We start from the raw sequence: 15,875 nt of genomic DNA on the forward strand, positions 1-15,875 counted from the left end.
AGGAGCACGCATTCTAATCGCCCGGGCGAGCAACGTGTATCAACAACGTCGCGAGTGGCCAACGCGAATCCCCCCGACGATCTCAATCCGCCACCAAAAGCCTGACAGTCTGCAAAAAGCCAGCTCCAACAGGAAAGTTGCGGCACGAACGACAGCGACAATTGACCGTCATGACTTCATATTTGCAGTCATCAAGATGCCCGCCACGCGATACAATCGCCCCCCAACGCAAACGACACAGAACACGCCGACGGAATCTAGAAAGGGATCCATGCCGCCGAAACGGCGTCTATCGCCGCCTTGATGCAGCCGGTCAAGGCTCTCGGAATCGCGCGCCGCAGCATTCAAATCCCCTTCGTGACACCGCTCATAAAACTGATAAACTTTAGAAATGACAGAACAACAACCAGCAAAACCTGCCGACCCGATGGTCGCACCCTCACGTGCCATCCGCCCACGTGGAACTGAAGATAGCCGTAAACTTGCCGCCGCGGCGGCTACCGTCGCGATCGACAACAAAGCACAAGAAGTCACCGTCTTGGACGTATGTGGCCAATCTGCCGAATTCGATTTGTTTGTGATCGCCACCGGGCAAAGCCGACGCCAACTACATGCCATCAGCGAACAAATTGACGACGCCCTCGAAAAAGGGCTGGGCGAAAAACGCTATGGCAGAGAAGGCTACGAAGAGAGCCACTGGATCGTGCTCGATTATGGCAACGTGGTGATCCATCTATTCGATGAGGAAACCCGTGAGTTCTACGACCTGGAATCTCTGTGGGCTGACGGTACCCCCATCCCACTTTCTGATCTCGGTGTGACAGCGCCCCAGTAATCCATTCCGCTTCCCCCCGATCGCCTTTCTTTTGCTCTACCCTTATGCCGCGACCGGGATCTGGGTCGCGCATGGTTATTTGGACCTACGATGCACATCCCTCAATTGCTTTCTCAGCGATTCGCGGACGCGATCGCGCGCAGCCCTTTCGCTGACCAAGTTGACGATATCCAGCGATTGGCCGGTATGATCCGCATCGCCGGAAATCCGAAGTTCGGTGACTACCAAGCCAACTTCGCAATGCCACTTAGCAAAATGGTATCGGGCAGCAACCCACGCGACGTTGCACAACAAGTCGTCGACCTCGCCGACCTCGACCAAATTTGCGAAGCACCAGAGGTCGCCGGCCCAGGGTTCATCAACCTGAAGCTACGTGACGATTTCATCACCAACAATCTTGTCGCCATGCTCGATGACCCACGATGCCTCGTGGGCCAAGTCGATTCGCCGAAGAAAATCCTGATCGATTATTCTTCGCCAAACGTTGCCAAACCGATGCATGTCGGCCACATCCGCACGACAGTCATCGGGCACTGTTTGGCACAAACCCTGGCCTTTATGGGCCATGAGATCATTACCGACAATCACTTGGGTGACTGGGGTACCCAGTTCGGGATGATCATTTATGGATACAAACATTTCGGCGATCCCAATGTCGTCGCGGCGGACCCGGTTCCAGAATTATCAAAGCTGTACCGACTCGTCCATCAACTGATGTCTTACCACAAGGCTGTCAGTTCGCTTCCAAAGCTTGACCACCAAATCGAAACGCTCTCCCTACAGCGTGAAGAAGCTCTCAAGGAAGCCGAAGCGGTCGAAGGCAAAGAAGCGAAAAAGAAACGCAAGCTTGCCGACTCGATTTCCAAAAAGATCGCCGGAAGCAAAGAAGGGATCGAAAAAGCCAAATCGACAATCAAGGCTATCGATTCCGATCCCGAGATGAAGTCGCTTGCCGAGAAACATTCCTCGATCGCGACCGCAGTACTTGAAGAAACCTCCAAACTGCACGCCGGAGACGAGGAAAACAAACAGCTGTGGGAACAGTTCCTTCCCCACTGCAAGGACGAAATCAATCGTGTCTACAATCGTTTGAATGTCTCCTTTGACCACACGCTAGGCGAATCGTTCTACCACCCAATGCTCCGTAAGACGGTCGACGATTTGCGTGAACGGGGCTTGGCGACGGAAAGCGATGGCGCGATCTGTGTCTTCCTAGACCAGTTCGATGCCCCCATGATCATTCAAAAACGCGATGGGGCTTTTCTTTATGCCACAACCGATTTGGCGACGCTGAAATATCGCGAGGAAGAGTTTTCGCCAGACGAAATTCTGTATGTCGTTGACGCGCGTCAAAGCGAACATTTCGAAAAGCTGTTTGCAGTTGCCGAGTTGACCAAACTGACGACGGCGAAACTGGTCCACGTCAGCTTTGGTACCGTTCTCGGCGAGGACGGCAAACCGATTAAGACACGCAGCGGCACACTCATCGGGTTGGAAAGCCTACTCGATGATGCGGTCGAAGCTGCCTATCAAGTTGTCTGCGATCCCGATCGGATTGTGAACTTGGAACCACCCATGGGAGACGACGAAAAACGCCAAGTCTCTGAAACCATTGGAATAGGGGCAATCAAATACGCCGACCTATCACATCACCGTACTAGTGACTATCAATTTAAACTTTCCAAGATGGTTGCCTTGTCCGGGAATACTGCGACTTACGCCCAATATAACTATGCGAGAACCCCAAGTATCCTGCAACGAAATGGCGTAACCGAAAAGGATGTACACCAACGCGTGGCTGAATCCGGTCTCATCTTGTCGCATCCCGCCGAACGCGACCTCGCATTAATGCTGATGCGTTTTGAAGAAGCATTGTCCAGCGTTTATGACGATTATGCGCCGAACCACCTCGTCGACTATGTCTATGGACTCGCCGAGTCATTCGCCAAATTCAATACGCAATGCCATGTACTTCGCGCCGAATCAAATGAGATTCAAACAACGCGATTGGCGTTGGTTGTTTTGACAGGACGAGTGCTTCAGCTAGGTTTGCGATTGCTTGGTATTGATGTCGTCGAACGCATGTAGATAGCAATTCGTTCAGCGACGCGTTATTAGTGCGCTAAAAAACCATGTATAAGCATCAGGTTTATCGGGGGGGACCTTGACGAACATGATTGACACTTGGTTTCAATGCCTTATTTTTACGAACGCGTGAGATGCTAGCCTCTTAAAGTAGGCGAGACACGGAGGGTTAATTCGATCCTTTCGCCTTCGCAAATTCAATGTTCCGAAACTGATACATGTGATCCGGGGCAACCGCGGAGACGGTTTCTTGGTGGTACGTTGAGGCTTAGAGTCTGATCGCAGGTCGATCGACAAACGCATCCTGACGATGATCGAATCCATTCACAAGTTTCTGGTACCTGAAATGGAAGAGGGTATTTGAGAAACCAATAGGTAACAAAGATGGCCAAAAAATCCGGTGGACCTAACAAATCTCTCGAGATCCGTAACTTCCTAGCGAAGAACCCCGAAGCCAAGCCTCGCCAAGTGGTCGAAGCGATGAAGGCTAAAGGGATCGACGTCTCGGCTCAATTTGTCAGCACGGTAAAGTCGACCAGCAAAAAAACTGGCGGCGTTCAACGTCGTCCGGGTCGTCCTGCCGGCACGACGAAGAAAGCAAGTGCAGCGGGACGCCGTCCAGCAGCAGCTTCGTCGGGCAACAAAATCTCTGTCGACTCGCTAATTCGACTGAAAGAAGTCGTCGAAGAACTCGGCATCGAAGAAACTCGCGTTGCATTGAACACGCTCGAAAAACTGAGCAGCTAAGCGAGTCGAACTTGCGACGGCCCAGCTAATCATGGCGGGACCGGGCAGTTCACAACCTTTCGAATGAAAGCCGTCGTATTCATCGCGAATACGAACGGCTTTTTTTGTTTCTAAAGATCAAAGATTGGCCAGCTCGAAATCTCGTTGACCGACGCCCCAAACGGTGCCGCAAAAGCGTGATGCCCTCCAATGCCGCTGGACCCCAAAGCACGCGGCGGGGTCGAGAACTATCCCCCCGTCGTGATGGATGACGGATAAAATCCTTGGGTCCGGCCGCTTCCCAAAACGCAACGGGGGTACTTCCCGCGCCGTTCACGCGTTGTGTATTGGAGCCAGCGGCGGATTGCACGGCATAATTGTCAAACCCGACACAGTTTTTTGTCTCGGTCAATAAAGCGGTCAGCCGACTTTTCCAGGCTTGGTGTAAACTGAGGCGAGCCTTCGCCCCCCTTTCGAACTGCCAGAATCTGTTTTCCACCCATGCAAATTCAGTCTCCTGAGGACTTCGCCCGCCGGATTGTTGATTTGGGACTCGCGGACCGTCGACTCGTCGAAAGCGCTATGGGCGAACTTGGCGGATCGGAATTCACGCTCGACGCGGTCGTCAATCAGATGCAACGGCGTGGTCTGGTGACAACGCTGCAGACAGAAAAGATCCTACGTGGTGACCGGATCGGGTATTTCTATGGCGAATACAAGGTTCTGTACCTGATCGGTGCCGGTACGTTTGCTCGCGTGTACCGGGCCAGCAAAGGCGACAAAGTATTCGCGGTCAAAGTCCTACGTAAACGCTTCCGTGACGAACCAAAGGAAATGGAGCAGTTCCTGCGCGAAGGCCAGATGGGACTGAAACTCCGCCACCCCAATATCGTCAGCATTTACGAGGTAATTGCGGACCCGCGCAACCCCTTCTTGGTCATGGAATTTGTCGAAGGGCAGACGCTTCGCGACCTCGTCCGATTGCGCGGCCAATTGCCTGTCGACCTGTCACTTAAACTGATGGCCGAGATCGCATCCGGTTTGGCCCACGCGGCAAGCCTGGGGATTTCGCACCGCGACTTGAAATTGTCAAACGTACTGATTTCGTCGGATGGAAAAGCGAAGCTGGTGGACTTTGGCTTGGCGGCATTGAGCGACCGGAAAAACCCGGACCAAATCGCCGATTGCCCGAACGCTCGCGCAATTGATTACGCGGCGTTGGAACGTGGTACAAACGTCCGCAAAGACGACCCACGCAGTGACATTTTCTTCGCTGGCAACATGCTTTACCACATGCTCGCCGGAACCCCAGCGCTTAGTGAAACACGCGACCGCTTGGCCCGATTGAACGTCACGCGATTCCAAGAAATCAAGCCGATCAACGAATACGTCGAAGGCCTGCCTGGCTTGGTCACCCAGCTGGTAGGCAAGATGATGGAGTTCAGCCCAAACGAACGAATCCAAAGCGCGGCGGCGCTGACGGCCGAGGTTCGGCGTGTGATCGATCAATTGGAAAAAGGTGTCACCGCGCCCCGTGACGAATCAGACAACACACCGGGCCAACAGTACGAAGATGACGACACGCCGACCAACGAAGGTGAAGGCTATGTCGTGATGCTGGTGGAATCCAAAGCGAACTTGCAAAATGCGATTCGCGAGCGTTTGAAGGCGCGTGGATATCGTGTCTTGATCATCCAAGACCCCAACCGCGCCCTTGCCCGATTTGAACAGGGCGAAGAAGCCGCCGCAGACTGCGTGATCTTCAGTGCGGCCGAGCTCGGCACGTTGGCGCTCGAAGCGTATAACAAATTTGCCACCGACGATCACACCAGCGAAATTCCGTCGATCCTGCTGGTCGACCGCCGCCAGGTGAAGATTATCGGCGAAGCAAAACGTGGTCCGCGCCGCCAACTGCTTGCACTGCCACTAAAAGTTCGCGAACTGCGTGCCGGGTTGATGAAAGTTCTCGCCGGCACAGAACGCCGCCCGATGGGTACTTACTAGGCACCATGCTCGGTGCTACTTGGTCGTCCAAACCGGCTCCGGTTGGATCTCTTCGGCCACGGGCGAGCCTTGGTCTTTCCGGCCACTGCCTTCGAACCGACTGATCAGTTCGACAGACATGTCGTGATCGCAAGCGATCTGGCAACTCAAGCGAACGCCGGGTTCAGTCACCTCACGAACGCGTAAGGTTTCTTTCTCCGCCTCGGTCATCTTTTCCGGCTCACCGTCGACGATGCGAACGCGGCAAGTGGTGCATCGCGAAACGCCACCACAAGCGTGCAGTTGGTCCGTACCACCCTCTTCGACCAGAGCTTTCACCAGTCGCTTTCCGGCGGGAACCTCAACAGTCGTTTCCCCATCAATTGTCAACTTTGGCATCCGGTAAATTCCTTTCGTGAAGTGAGAAATCCGTGACGACGGATCATGAAGTTTTCGTCGAGCGAGATTCTGTGGCCAGTTGGCATCGCATCCTGTCGCTCCATCGTTAGAATAGCGTGTTGGCCACCGTCCTTCACAGCGGCCTGGTCCCGAGACGGGCCGCCACCAGCGGTTTTGATTCGACGGGAACGACACAGCGGAACACACAACGGCTAGACGATACACCGAGTATTCGACCGTTTGACGTTGCGGCAGGAGAAAATCACGCGCGATCGACCTGCCCTTGGCGATAGACGAACAGGAATTGATTCAAGCATGGATTTGATGACGGAGAACTTGCCTGCGGCGTTCGGATTGCTGCTAGGCGAAGCAGTCTCCAGGCTCGTGGATGACCATCACGAGTCGTTGGACAAGCGGGCCGCGATGCTGAAAGTCGAACAACCAAAGTTCGCCCAAGGCGAAGGCAAGATCTCGTTCGAGTTTCGCTTGCGCCCCGATCGCAATCCGCCTTACGTGGTGCAGCTCGACATCGCTCCGGAGATTGACGAGGACGACGATTCGGATTCACCGCTCGACCTCGCCTTGCGTGCCGACGTGCAATGCGAATGCCGTGACTTTGCCCGCCAAGCAAAGATGACGGACCATGGCCGCTGCAGTTGCACGCTTGCCGTCGCTTGGTGGCTTCACGAGCAACTCGCCCGCCGAAGCAGCGAAGAAGTCCTGCTATTCCTTAGTGACTTGAAAGCCGACAACGTCGCGGCGGGACGCGAAGTCGTTTCGCAAATCTTAAAGCTGACCGACGAAGCTCAGGACGACACCACGCAAGCAGACACCCGCGTGCAGTGGCGTTTGAAAATCACGGGTAACCTGCTTTACGGCCCGGTCGCGATCAACCCGTACGTTCAGAAACTGAAGAAGAACGGCAAGGGCTGGTCGCGCGGTCGGCTGGCAACGACGTTCGACTTGGTGCGTCCGCAGCCCGGTTCCAGTTCACTTGATTGCCAAGTCGCGGCATTGGTTTCACAAGCCAACTTGGACGCGAACCGCGAGTACTACAACCTTTATCAAGCAGTCGACTTGTTGGTCGGTCATCCGAACTTGGCCTGGGACGATACCAACGGAACGCCGCTGGAAGTGATGCGTGGCGAACTAGGTATTTCACTGCAACCTGTCGAAATCGATTCGCTCGATGACGAGCAACGATCAGGTGAGATCGTTTCGGATGCCGAATCTGATCCCAGTCGTCGTAAGACACTGTATCGTGTCGGATTTTCCGTCCCCGGAATCGACATCCAAATCGACCAATGCGAATTGGTCCTTGGCAATCTACATCCGGCGCAGCCCGTCGTCATGATTGCCGAGACTTCCGGCAACCGACTGATCCTTGCTCGACTGCGTGACCGCCGGGCAACACGCTTGATCTCGTACTTGCTTCGCAGCGAACTATCGGAAATCTTGGTCGACGACGAAGCGGCATCGAAACTGTCGCTCAAAGCGGGCTCGCTTGGCCAGTTGGTACGAATCGACCTGCCAGGCCAACTCGCCGGGCCAATCGAAGATGTCAGCGCTGAACTGGTCATCGAGCTTCGCCCACGCGGCGGCGCCGGCATGTTCCTGCGTTTAGCAATGCTGGATCCGCGATTGCATCAAACGTTGACTCCCGGCGAAGACCCGGCAACGGTTCCGGCCTTTACCGACGACGGCCCGATCCGTTTGAAGCGAGATCTTGCTGACGAACGAAAACGTGCCGCGACAGTCATCAATAAGTTCTCGCTGCAAGAACTCGCTCCCGAAGACGCCTATCACTGGGTTGCACAAAGCGACGAGCAAGCACTCGACTTGTTGTCAAAGCTTTATGAAGCCGGCGACGACGCACCACGCATGATTTGGCCGGAAGGCGAAACGATTCGTGTCCGCGGCGAAATCTCACCTTCCGCACTACGCGTTCAAATCGACGATTCGAAAGACTGGTTCGGTCTGTCCGGTACCGTTTCAGTCGCCGGTCGCGATGTGAACTTGGCTGACCTGCTTCGTGCTGTCACCCAGCGACGTGCTTTGGTCCGGGTCGGTGATCGCGAGTTTGCCAAAATCAGCGAATCGTTCCGTCGCCGCTTGGAACAACTTGGCGATACCTTGGTCGACGATCGCGGTAACCTTCGTGTCGCCGATGCCGCAGTACCGGTCGTCCAAGAAATCTTGGGAACCGATGTTCCGATCGAAGCGGCCGCACGATGGACGCAAACGATCGAGAACCTGCAATCGCTGAAGGACTTTAATCCTGATAAGCCGGATTCACTGGACGTCGAATACCGCGACTACCAGCACGAAGGCTACCGCTGGCTGGCACGACTCAGCCGCTGGGGAGTTGGCGGCATCCTCGCCGACGACATGGGTCTTGGTAAGACAGTTCAGACGCTCGGCGTTTTGGTCGATCGAGCCACCGAAGGCCCCGCGCTCGTCATCGCCCCCACCAGTGTTGGCGACAACTGGGTCCGTGAAACGGAACGCTTCGCCCCGGAACTGAACCCGCTGCTCTATCGCGAATCCAACCGGCAAGAACTAATCCAATCGGTCGGACCGGGCGACATCGTTGTCGTCAGTTATCAATTGGTGCAGCGTGATGCCAAACGCTTTGCCTCGAGAACTTGGAACACGCTGGTTCTAGACGAAGCTCAATTCATCAAGAACGCCCAGACAAAGACGTCACGCGCGATTCGCGATGTGAACGCAAACTGGCGCATCGCCCTTTCCGGTACTCCACTTGAAAATCACCTCGGCGAATTATGGAGTTTGATGCGAACGATCAGCCCAGGACTACTGGGTTCGTGGGATCGCTTCCGCAATCGTTTCGCCGATCCGATCGAACGACATAAAGACCAAGAACGTCGTGAATCGCTGGCCAGTCTCGTGCGTCCGTTTATTTTGCGACGGACCAAAGAAAACGTACTAAAAGAATTGCCGCCACGAACCGAGATCACGCTGCGGGCACAGCTCAGTGGCGAAGAACGCCAACGCTATGACGACGCTCGTGTCGCCGCATTGGCAGAGCTTTCGGGTGCCGCCAATGAAAAGCCAGGCGAATACCGCATGCGAACGCTGGCGTGGCTAACCAAGCTTCGTCAACTTGCCTGTCACCCACGCCTAGTCGATCGCTTGTGGGAACAGGGCTCTGCAAAACTCGACTTGTTGGCAACGCTGATCGACGAACTTCGCGACGGCGAACACCGCGCGTTGATCTTCAGCCAATTCGTCAAACACCTTTCCCTTGTCCGCGAACTTCTCGACCAACGCGGCATCAAGTATCAATACCTTGACGGTGCCACCCCCGCAAAAGAACGGGCACGACGTGTCGACGCGTTCCAAGCCGGCGAAGGCGAACTGTTCCTGATTTCTTTGAAAGCTGGGGGAACGGGTTTGAACCTTACGGCGGCTGACTACGTCATACACTTGGATCCATGGTGGAATCCCGCCGTCGAAGACCAAGCGACTGACCGTGCGCACCGCATCGGCCAGGAACGCCCTGTTACGGTGTACCGTTTGGTCGCCGCGGGAACGATCGAGGAACAGATCCTGGAAATGCACGCCGACAAGCGAGAACTTGTCGCTGGCGTTTTGGATGGCACCGATCGAGCTGCCAAGATGGATACCGATGACCTCATTCGCCTCATCAAAATCGGTGACGCAACCCAATGATCGATATCTTTGCGGAACAGCCATGGTTAATCGCGGGCATGATCTCAATTGTGGTCGGTGCCCTGTTTTTCGCCTGGACGAGCACGGGTGAAAAAACGCTCGGCATCGCCGCATTGATTACGGCTCTATTGCTTCCTTGCTCGTTTTTGATCGCCAACGTGATCGAAACCGACCGTGAATCGATTTTGCGCATCATTGATGAAACCGCAACTGCCGCTGAAAACAACGATCACGAGACCGTCGCGGCCGTGATCGCCGACCGTGACACCCGGCAACGTGCACTGAATGAATTGCCAAACTATGAATTCCAACGCGTTCGCGTCGGCAACATTCGGATCGATATGATTGAAGGCAGCATTCCTCAAGAAGCCACCGTGGACTTGGACGCAACCGTTCGCGGTGGGCTAGCCAGTGGTGCGGTCAAAGACATGACGATTCCACGGCGTGTGATTTTGACAATGCAAAAGCAACCCGACGGTAGCTGGCAAGTCACCGACTACACCCACGTTTCATTGACCGGAGATCGAGACGGTTTCACACCGAATCGAATTTAAAGCCGTTCGACATACACGAAGTAGGCACCAAACTCTTCGCCCGACGCGGTTTCAAAGCTCGCCCACAGCTTCGTCGATTGAGCTTCAAGGTCCAGATCAAACGCCACTTCGCTGGCCGTCGCGTCCACTTCGCTTGACTCCGATCGCTTCCCGATGACCAGATTGGCTCTGACTGCGGCAATCGCTTTTCCCGGCGTCTCACGATACGCCCGATCGCCAGGAACAGGTTTGCCGGCGGCAAGCGACTGCGTCAGTGGGCCGTTGACTTCGACCGGCCATCGGCGAAGCAGGAAACGATAGCGTCCCGGTTCGGTAACTTTAACGTTCCAAAATCCAGTGTTCGCATCGCCGTTCAATGCCGCACGAACTTGAGACTGGTTCCATGGCGTCATCTTCGTCGTGATCCAGTCGTGGCTTGTCAGCCGTGCGGGGTTGTCAGTCGGATGCCCTAGATGTATCGCTGTCGACTGAGCAAAGCTCGGTTCCAATTCAGCCCACCATTGATCGTAGAATTCACGCATCGCCGCAACGACATCCGGGTGTTTCTCTGAGACATCTTTTTTCTGGCCCGGATCGACATCCATATCGAACAATTCTTTTCCGTTACATAGTCGCCAGCGGTCCGACATCACGGCAGAACTTTTCCACTTGATCGGATCTTTCACTCGCTGCGAATCGGTCACCAAAAAACGGTCCGGCCAGTCCTCGGCGCGATCGAAAATCAGTGGTGAAAGATCAACGCCATCAAAGGCAACCTGGGGCGGTGGAGCGATGCGACACATTGAAATCAGCGTCGGTACCACATCGACGTAGCTGGTAATGGTGTCAACATCACGTCCCGCATCCAGTCCCGCTTCCGGCCAACGGATAAAGAATGGGACTCGATGTCCGCCGTCGTAATGACTGCCTTTTCGACCACGCATTCCCGCATTAAAAACTTTGTCGCCCGAGGAAGTCCCATTGTCGGTTGTGTAAATGAAAATCGTGTTGTCAGCGATATCGAGCTCATCTAGCAACTCCCTTAGCTTGCCAACATTTTCATCAATGTTCGCAATCATTCCATAAAAGTTCGCGACATGTTTCCCCTGCTCCGCATACGGTTTGCTGTACTGTTCTGGCGAATGCATCGGGCCGTGTGGGGCATTCGTAGCGATGTAAGCTAGGAACGGTTGATCCTCAGCAACGGATGTGCGGATGAAGGCTTTTGCGTAGTTAAAAAACACATCAGTGCAATAGCCCTGAACCGGAGTCACTTCACGGTTATGCCAGTATGCACCGTCGAAGTACGCATTGTCCCAGTGATCCGGTGTTTGACCGACCCCGCCACCGCCATGACGCATGACTTCGGTGAAGCCACGGTCTTCTGGCCGGTATGGATAATTGTCACCCAGGTGCCATTTGCCAAACATGCCAGTCGCGTAGCCAGCTTTCGAAAAAGCATCGCCGATCGTCACCTCGTTCTCACGCAGCATCGACCGTCCCATGATCGTATGCCAAACACCGGTTCGATTCGTCCAGTGGCCGGTCAAGAACGCCGCCCGCGTCGGAGAACAGGTTGGGGCAACGTGGTAGTCTGTAAGTCGAACGGATTCGGCATACAAGCGATCGAGTTGTGGAGTCTGCAACACGGGATTCCCATGACACGACAAATCGCCATAGCCTTGGTCATCCGTCATCACGATCACAACGTTGGGCCGTCCCACCAGCGTCTCATCCGCTGCGCAGATTTCGGTCGGTCGAACAAAGACCGGCAACGCAACGTGAACGATGCAATACGCCGAAAACAAAAAACGGAATCGAAACATGAGAGCACCGAAGAGGTTGATCGAGAGCGTGGGGAGGGCACGCCGACGAGTTCAACTTCACACGTTCATCATCAAACTCGCTGGCGGTCGAGTTCCATTTTACAAGCTTCCGGTGTCCGACGTGGCACAACCGGAGACGAGCGAAAACATGTTTGGAACTCCACCGCAAGCGTGATCAAAAGCATGGCGTTAATCGAAAATCAAAAGGCTGTTCACAAGACGTGCTGGCCCGTCTCGAGTCAAAAACCGGATTTCGGTCCTGCATCCTTTTGACCGTCTTCTCGATCATCGCGTAGCAACAGAATCAGTGCCTGCTCCAACTCTCGAGGATGAAAACCATAGGGCCCTCTGCCATTTCTGAAAGCCACATTCCCTTGCCGGTCAATGAGGTACAACCGATTCGGCATGCCACTGTACATCTCCCCGACCGTGTCACCCACATCATCAACAAGAAACGGCAGGTCCATATCCAAATGTGATTGACACTGCTGCGCAACCTTACGTCGCCCGTCTTGACTGGTCGGTTGGGGAACGTCAATGCCAACACGTTGGTTGCTTGCCATCTGCCATCCATCGCTCGGATGAGCTTCACGAACGTAGACAAGAAAAAACTTGGCGCGTTCTTGATAGGTCCGGTATAGCTTTTCGATGTTTCCAGACTGACTACGGAACGGACCACAAGTGAAATTTCCGAAGATCAAGACAATTGGCTTTTCACCAACTTCGTCGGAGAGAGTGACCGTTTTTCCGTTCAAATCCACCAGCGAAAAATCCGGTGCGATTTCACCAACGCGTGGCCCTGATTGCAGCGAGCCGATTTCTTGACGCTGTAGCGCAGCGATCAGCGTACTTCGCGAAGGACGGTTCGCACGACGTTCGTGGTCTACGGTGTCCGGCGGCTGAAATTGGTCCCGCAAGTCATCGAGCGTTAGATAGCTCGCATTGCGTCCCGCCACTTGGTCGTACAGTGCGGAAAACTCCTCGCGAGTCACCTTACCATTTGCATCACGATCCGCCATGAAAAACATCATGTAGCCAGGCGTTCGTTCGAGTGAACTTTCGGTCCAATCAAAGTCGTCCGACGAAAGCTGTTTGTCGCCGTTTCGATCCAGGCGGGCAAAATCGTTTCCGTTTCCGCCAAACTCTTCTCGAGTAATTTTTTGGTCGGAGTTCGCATCAAAGGTGTCTGCAATCGCGAGCCACTCGAATCGGCTATTCGCTTTTGACATCGGGAACCAGCCACCATAGCCCCCCAGCGCCGTGCCGTCGATGATCGCGTCCAACATGACGATTGGCTCCGAGTCGGGAGCGAAAGCGTTCCGCAATTCATTGGAAATAACAGTTGCTTGCGGCGTAAGCTGTTCGCCATCCGGCGTGATTTCCGCAGACGGTTCATCGCCCCTCGCGTTCGACGATGTAAAAGCAACCGTAATGGTCAAAAGAAAAAGTACATGGTGTCTCATATCTGACTCGTCTTAATATATGTGTGGGGTGGTCGTCACAAAGTTGCAACGTAACTGCGACGAATGGATGTCTATGGCGTCAAGCTTCGAAAGACAGTTGGAACGGGAGAGGTGCCGACGATGTAGGTGACATTTCGCGTGAATGACTTGGAACGAGAATCGATCAAGGACAGTTCGACCTGACAGAACAGGTTCGCATCGACAGCATCGCCTTGGTCTAATATCTCAAACGAAGCCAACTTGACCCCAGCCTTCCAGTCCAGGTCTTGTACGACAATCGGTGCATCATTGATTTGCCAAGAATCAATCGGATCGCCACGTCGCCAGCTCTCTAAAACCGACTCCAGTGTTGACCGAGCCAGGGTGGGATCGACCAAATCCGCCTTCGTTGACTTGCCGCAACCTGGCAATGCGACCGATAGAACGACAACCATGAAAAACAGACAAGGAACGACGATGTTCCTGAAACATAGCAACATTTTGGAAACCCAATGGGGAAACATTACAAACTCAAAAAGCGAACAAAGAATACGACCGACCAAGGACAGGCTTTCGCACATCGCTCAAGCCAGAATCCCTGGCTGTTAAAGTTCGCTCTCTAAGGTTTCACCACCCGCTCGTGTACCAATCGCACGCCACAACTTTATATTCACGCTTTCGGTCACAAAGGTGACGGACCCATCGCAGCGCAGCATGTGGGCACCGCCTACGTGCCGACTGCTCGCCGGCATCGTCGCTTTTGTCGGATAGAATCCGCAGGAACGACGATTGGGCACGTCGACATGCAAGTAAACATGCTGCCCGTTGATCCAGGGAGCGCCCATAAAGATCGGGAACTGGGTCGCAAGGTTGTCCACATCGGTTTCGTAACAAAGCCGAATCGCGTCATCTGGCGTCAATGGATCGCCGCTTCCCAAAAACACATCCGATTCGACGCTGATCATCCCATTGCTACCGTCGGTCAACATGCGCTCGGCAAACGCAGCGGTATTGCTCAGTCCGTCGAGAACGTCGCGGAACTTTAGTTGTCTTGCACGGATGAATGGACCGTCTTGCAACAGCGGGTCCTGCCAAATGTGCTGGCTGCCCACGTTGGCCATGTAATTTGTCGCACCGCCAGTTTGTGGTTGTGGATTGTCCAAATCGGATGGGCAACGGAACGTATGGACCTCTGTTAATCGCGCCGCACTGTTGACCGGATCCGTCAATGGCTTTGCGAAATCGATTTGTTCGTGCAATGCAGATTGCTCGATAAACGGCAACACCTGACTGAGTGCCGAATACCCGGGACTGTTGTTTGGCGGGCGTGTCCCACCCCAAGCGAAAGGCAGCGATTTATAGCTACTGTGGTAGTTGTGCAATCCGAGACCGATCTGCTTCATGTTGTTGCTGCACTGCATCCTTCGCGCGGCTTCGCGAGCCGCTTGGACGGCAGGCAAAAGCAAACCGACAAGAACGCCGATGATCGCAATCACGACTAGCAACTCGACCAATGTAAAACCGCTCCGACTCTTTTTATTTTTCATGGCTATGATTCCAAATTGATTCTTCACTCGGCTGATCGACATCTAAAAGAACAGCACCGACCAGTGACGAAAACAAACACTGCGAACAAGTAGATGGCGGTCCGGTCCGCAAAGACACGGATTCCGAATCGTCAATGAACGTTTGTTGTGCGCAAGCAGCAACTCAAATCAAACTTGAGCGACTACGAGCGAGCGAGAAGGGCGGTCTGCCAGCGCATGCGAAACCCAGAGCGAGTGCAACACACAACGATGTGTCGGAAGCTGATCAGTCCTATTGCAATAAGGATGCTGAACCAGCGACGAAACACTTGCGAGTTGAAACAGGACTGGGATTCTTTCGCCAAGACATTTCGGCTGCAAGGATCACAACGCGCGACGGCCTCGATTGAAGAGACGGCGATACGTTTGACGCAATGCAGGAAAAGCTGGGAGAGGCTTAGCAGGCTGCTGATTTTCGAGTGTCGTCTTTCGCTCTGCGAAAGAAGCGTTCTCTAACGCTGTTTTTGCGGAGCAAAAGGCGATCGAGGGACATTGCAAATTTGAAAATCAACAGGCCGTCAGCAGAGGCCCTAAAGAAGCCGAGGAGGGCGAAAGATACTGGCGTTCAATTCTGATGCGCCAACAGGCTGATCAGCGAACCATTCCCGCACTACTCCAATGTCGTCGAGACATCGAATCATCAACATCGCCACCACTTCGCCACGAGACGGATTGGTTGTGTCAGAAAGATGCGTAAGCGGGATCTCGGGTGCCTGAGAACATCCAGGTCCATGACATGGACGCGGGACCGTCGGCGGCACCGACAG

11 protein-coding genes are annotated in these 15,875 nt (G+C 54.2%); 6 read left to right on the plus strand and 5 right to left on the minus strand.

Annotated elements, in window-relative coordinates:
* Positions 1-391 precede the first annotated feature (391 nt).
* The 4 genes from rsfS to CGZ80_RS25750 all read left to right on the plus strand — a co-directional run bounded on the left by rsfS (position 392) and on the right by CGZ80_RS25750 (position 5,650).
* The gene (rsfS, locus tag CGZ80_RS25735; protein ID WP_233148678.1) at positions 392-835 is read left to right on the plus strand and encodes a ribosome silencing factor; all 444 of its coding nucleotides are present in this window, start codon (positions 392-394) and stop codon (positions 833-835) included.
* Between the two features lie 90 nt (positions 836-925).
* The gene (gene argS, locus CGZ80_RS25740; RefSeq protein WP_094418544.1) at positions 926-2,923 is read left to right on the plus strand and encodes an arginine--tRNA ligase; all 1,998 of its coding nucleotides are present in this window, start codon (positions 926-928) and stop codon (positions 2,921-2,923) included.
* Positions 2,924-3,304: 381 nt separating this feature from the next.
* Complete coding sequence (locus CGZ80_RS25745; RefSeq protein ID WP_094418545.1) at positions 3,305-3,667, plus strand: hypothetical protein; 363 nt, start codon at positions 3,305-3,307, stop codon at positions 3,665-3,667.
* Positions 3,668-4,147: 480 nt separating this feature from the next.
* Positions 4,148-5,650, plus strand: coding sequence for a serine/threonine-protein kinase (locus tag CGZ80_RS25750; RefSeq protein ID WP_094418546.1), 1,503 nt, complete (start codon positions 4,148-4,150; stop codon positions 5,648-5,650).
* A 15-nt stretch (positions 5,651-5,665) separates the two neighbouring features.
* On the opposite strand, the gene CGZ80_RS25755 is transcribed toward CGZ80_RS25750, so the two are convergent.
* On the minus strand, positions 5,666-6,028 hold the full coding sequence (locus CGZ80_RS25755; RefSeq protein WP_094418547.1) for a 2Fe-2S iron-sulfur cluster-binding protein: 363 nt from the start codon (positions 6,026-6,028) through the stop codon (positions 5,666-5,668).
* 315 nt (positions 6,029-6,343) lie between these two features.
* Between CGZ80_RS25755 and CGZ80_RS25760 the strand changes: the two genes are divergently transcribed.
* Together CGZ80_RS25760 and CGZ80_RS25765 are read left to right on the plus strand one after the other, a co-directional pair.
* Positions 6,344-9,721, plus strand: coding sequence for a DEAD/DEAH box helicase (locus CGZ80_RS25760; RefSeq protein ID WP_094418548.1), 3,378 nt, complete (start codon positions 6,344-6,346; stop codon positions 9,719-9,721).
* On the plus strand, positions 9,718-10,275 hold the full coding sequence (locus CGZ80_RS25765; protein WP_094418549.1) for a hypothetical protein: 558 nt from the start codon (positions 9,718-9,720) through the stop codon (positions 10,273-10,275). Before CGZ80_RS25760 ends, CGZ80_RS25765 begins: the two co-directional genes overlap by 4 nt.
* On the opposite strand, the gene CGZ80_RS25770 is transcribed toward CGZ80_RS25765, so the two are convergent.
* The 4 genes from CGZ80_RS25770 to CGZ80_RS25785 form a co-directional block, all read right to left on the minus strand.
* Positions 10,272-12,080: an arylsulfatase gene (locus CGZ80_RS25770; RefSeq protein ID WP_094418550.1), complete on the minus strand. Its 1,809-nt coding sequence runs from the start codon at positions 12,078-12,080 to the stop codon at positions 10,272-10,274. The genes CGZ80_RS25765 and CGZ80_RS25770 overlap by 4 nt on opposite strands.
* A 239-nt stretch (positions 12,081-12,319) precedes the next feature.
* Positions 12,320-13,543: a deiodinase family protein gene (locus CGZ80_RS25775; RefSeq protein WP_094418551.1), complete on the minus strand. Its 1,224-nt coding sequence runs from the start codon at positions 13,541-13,543 to the stop codon at positions 12,320-12,322.
* 71 nt (positions 13,544-13,614) lie between these two features.
* Positions 13,615-13,977: a hypothetical protein gene (locus tag CGZ80_RS25780; protein ID WP_143544160.1), complete on the minus strand. Its 363-nt coding sequence runs from the start codon at positions 13,975-13,977 to the stop codon at positions 13,615-13,617.
* Between the two features lie 150 nt (positions 13,978-14,127).
* Positions 14,128-15,069: a DUF1559 domain-containing protein gene (locus CGZ80_RS25785; protein ID WP_094418580.1), complete on the minus strand. Its 942-nt coding sequence runs from the start codon at positions 15,067-15,069 to the stop codon at positions 14,128-14,130.
* Positions 15,070-15,875: the final 806 nt, after the last annotated feature.

Origin of the sequence: Rhodopirellula sp. MGV (assembly GCF_002251265.1) — a bacterium.
Lineage (GTDB): Bacteria > Planctomycetota > Planctomycetia > Pirellulales > Pirellulaceae > Stieleria > Stieleria baltica_A.

Excerpts from the sequence above, each read along its gene's own strand:
- CGZ80_RS25780 (WP_143544160.1), bottom strand. The coding sequence starts at position 13,977 with ATGGTTGTCGTTCTATCGGTCGCATTGCCAGGTTGCGGCAAGTCAACG.
- CGZ80_RS25770 (WP_094418550.1), bottom strand. The coding sequence starts at position 12,080 with ATGTTTCGATTCCGTTTTTTGTTTTCGGCGTATTGCATCGTTCACGTT.
- rsfS (WP_233148678.1), top strand. The coding sequence starts at position 392 with ATGACAGAACAACAACCAGCAAAACCTGCCGACCCGATGGTCGCACCC.
- CGZ80_RS25760 (WP_094418548.1), top strand. The coding sequence starts at position 6,344 with ATGGATTTGATGACGGAGAACTTGCCTGCGGCGTTCGGATTGCTGCTA.
- CGZ80_RS25750 (WP_094418546.1), top strand. The coding sequence starts at position 4,148 with ATGCAAATTCAGTCTCCTGAGGACTTCGCCCGCCGGATTGTTGATTTG.
- CGZ80_RS25755 (WP_094418547.1), bottom strand. The coding sequence starts at position 6,028 with ATGCCAAAGTTGACAATTGATGGGGAAACGACTGTTGAGGTTCCCGCC.
- CGZ80_RS25765 (WP_094418549.1), top strand. The coding sequence starts at position 9,718 with ATGATCGATATCTTTGCGGAACAGCCATGGTTAATCGCGGGCATGATC.
- CGZ80_RS25785 (WP_094418580.1), bottom strand. The coding sequence starts at position 15,069 with ATGAAAAATAAAAAGAGTCGGAGCGGTTTTACATTGGTCGAGTTGCTA.
- CGZ80_RS25745 (WP_094418545.1), top strand. The coding sequence starts at position 3,305 with ATGGCCAAAAAATCCGGTGGACCTAACAAATCTCTCGAGATCCGTAAC.
- argS (WP_094418544.1), top strand. The coding sequence starts at position 926 with ATGCACATCCCTCAATTGCTTTCTCAGCGATTCGCGGACGCGATCGCG.
- CGZ80_RS25775 (WP_094418551.1), bottom strand. The coding sequence starts at position 13,543 with ATGAGACACCATGTACTTTTTCTTTTGACCATTACGGTTGCTTTTACA.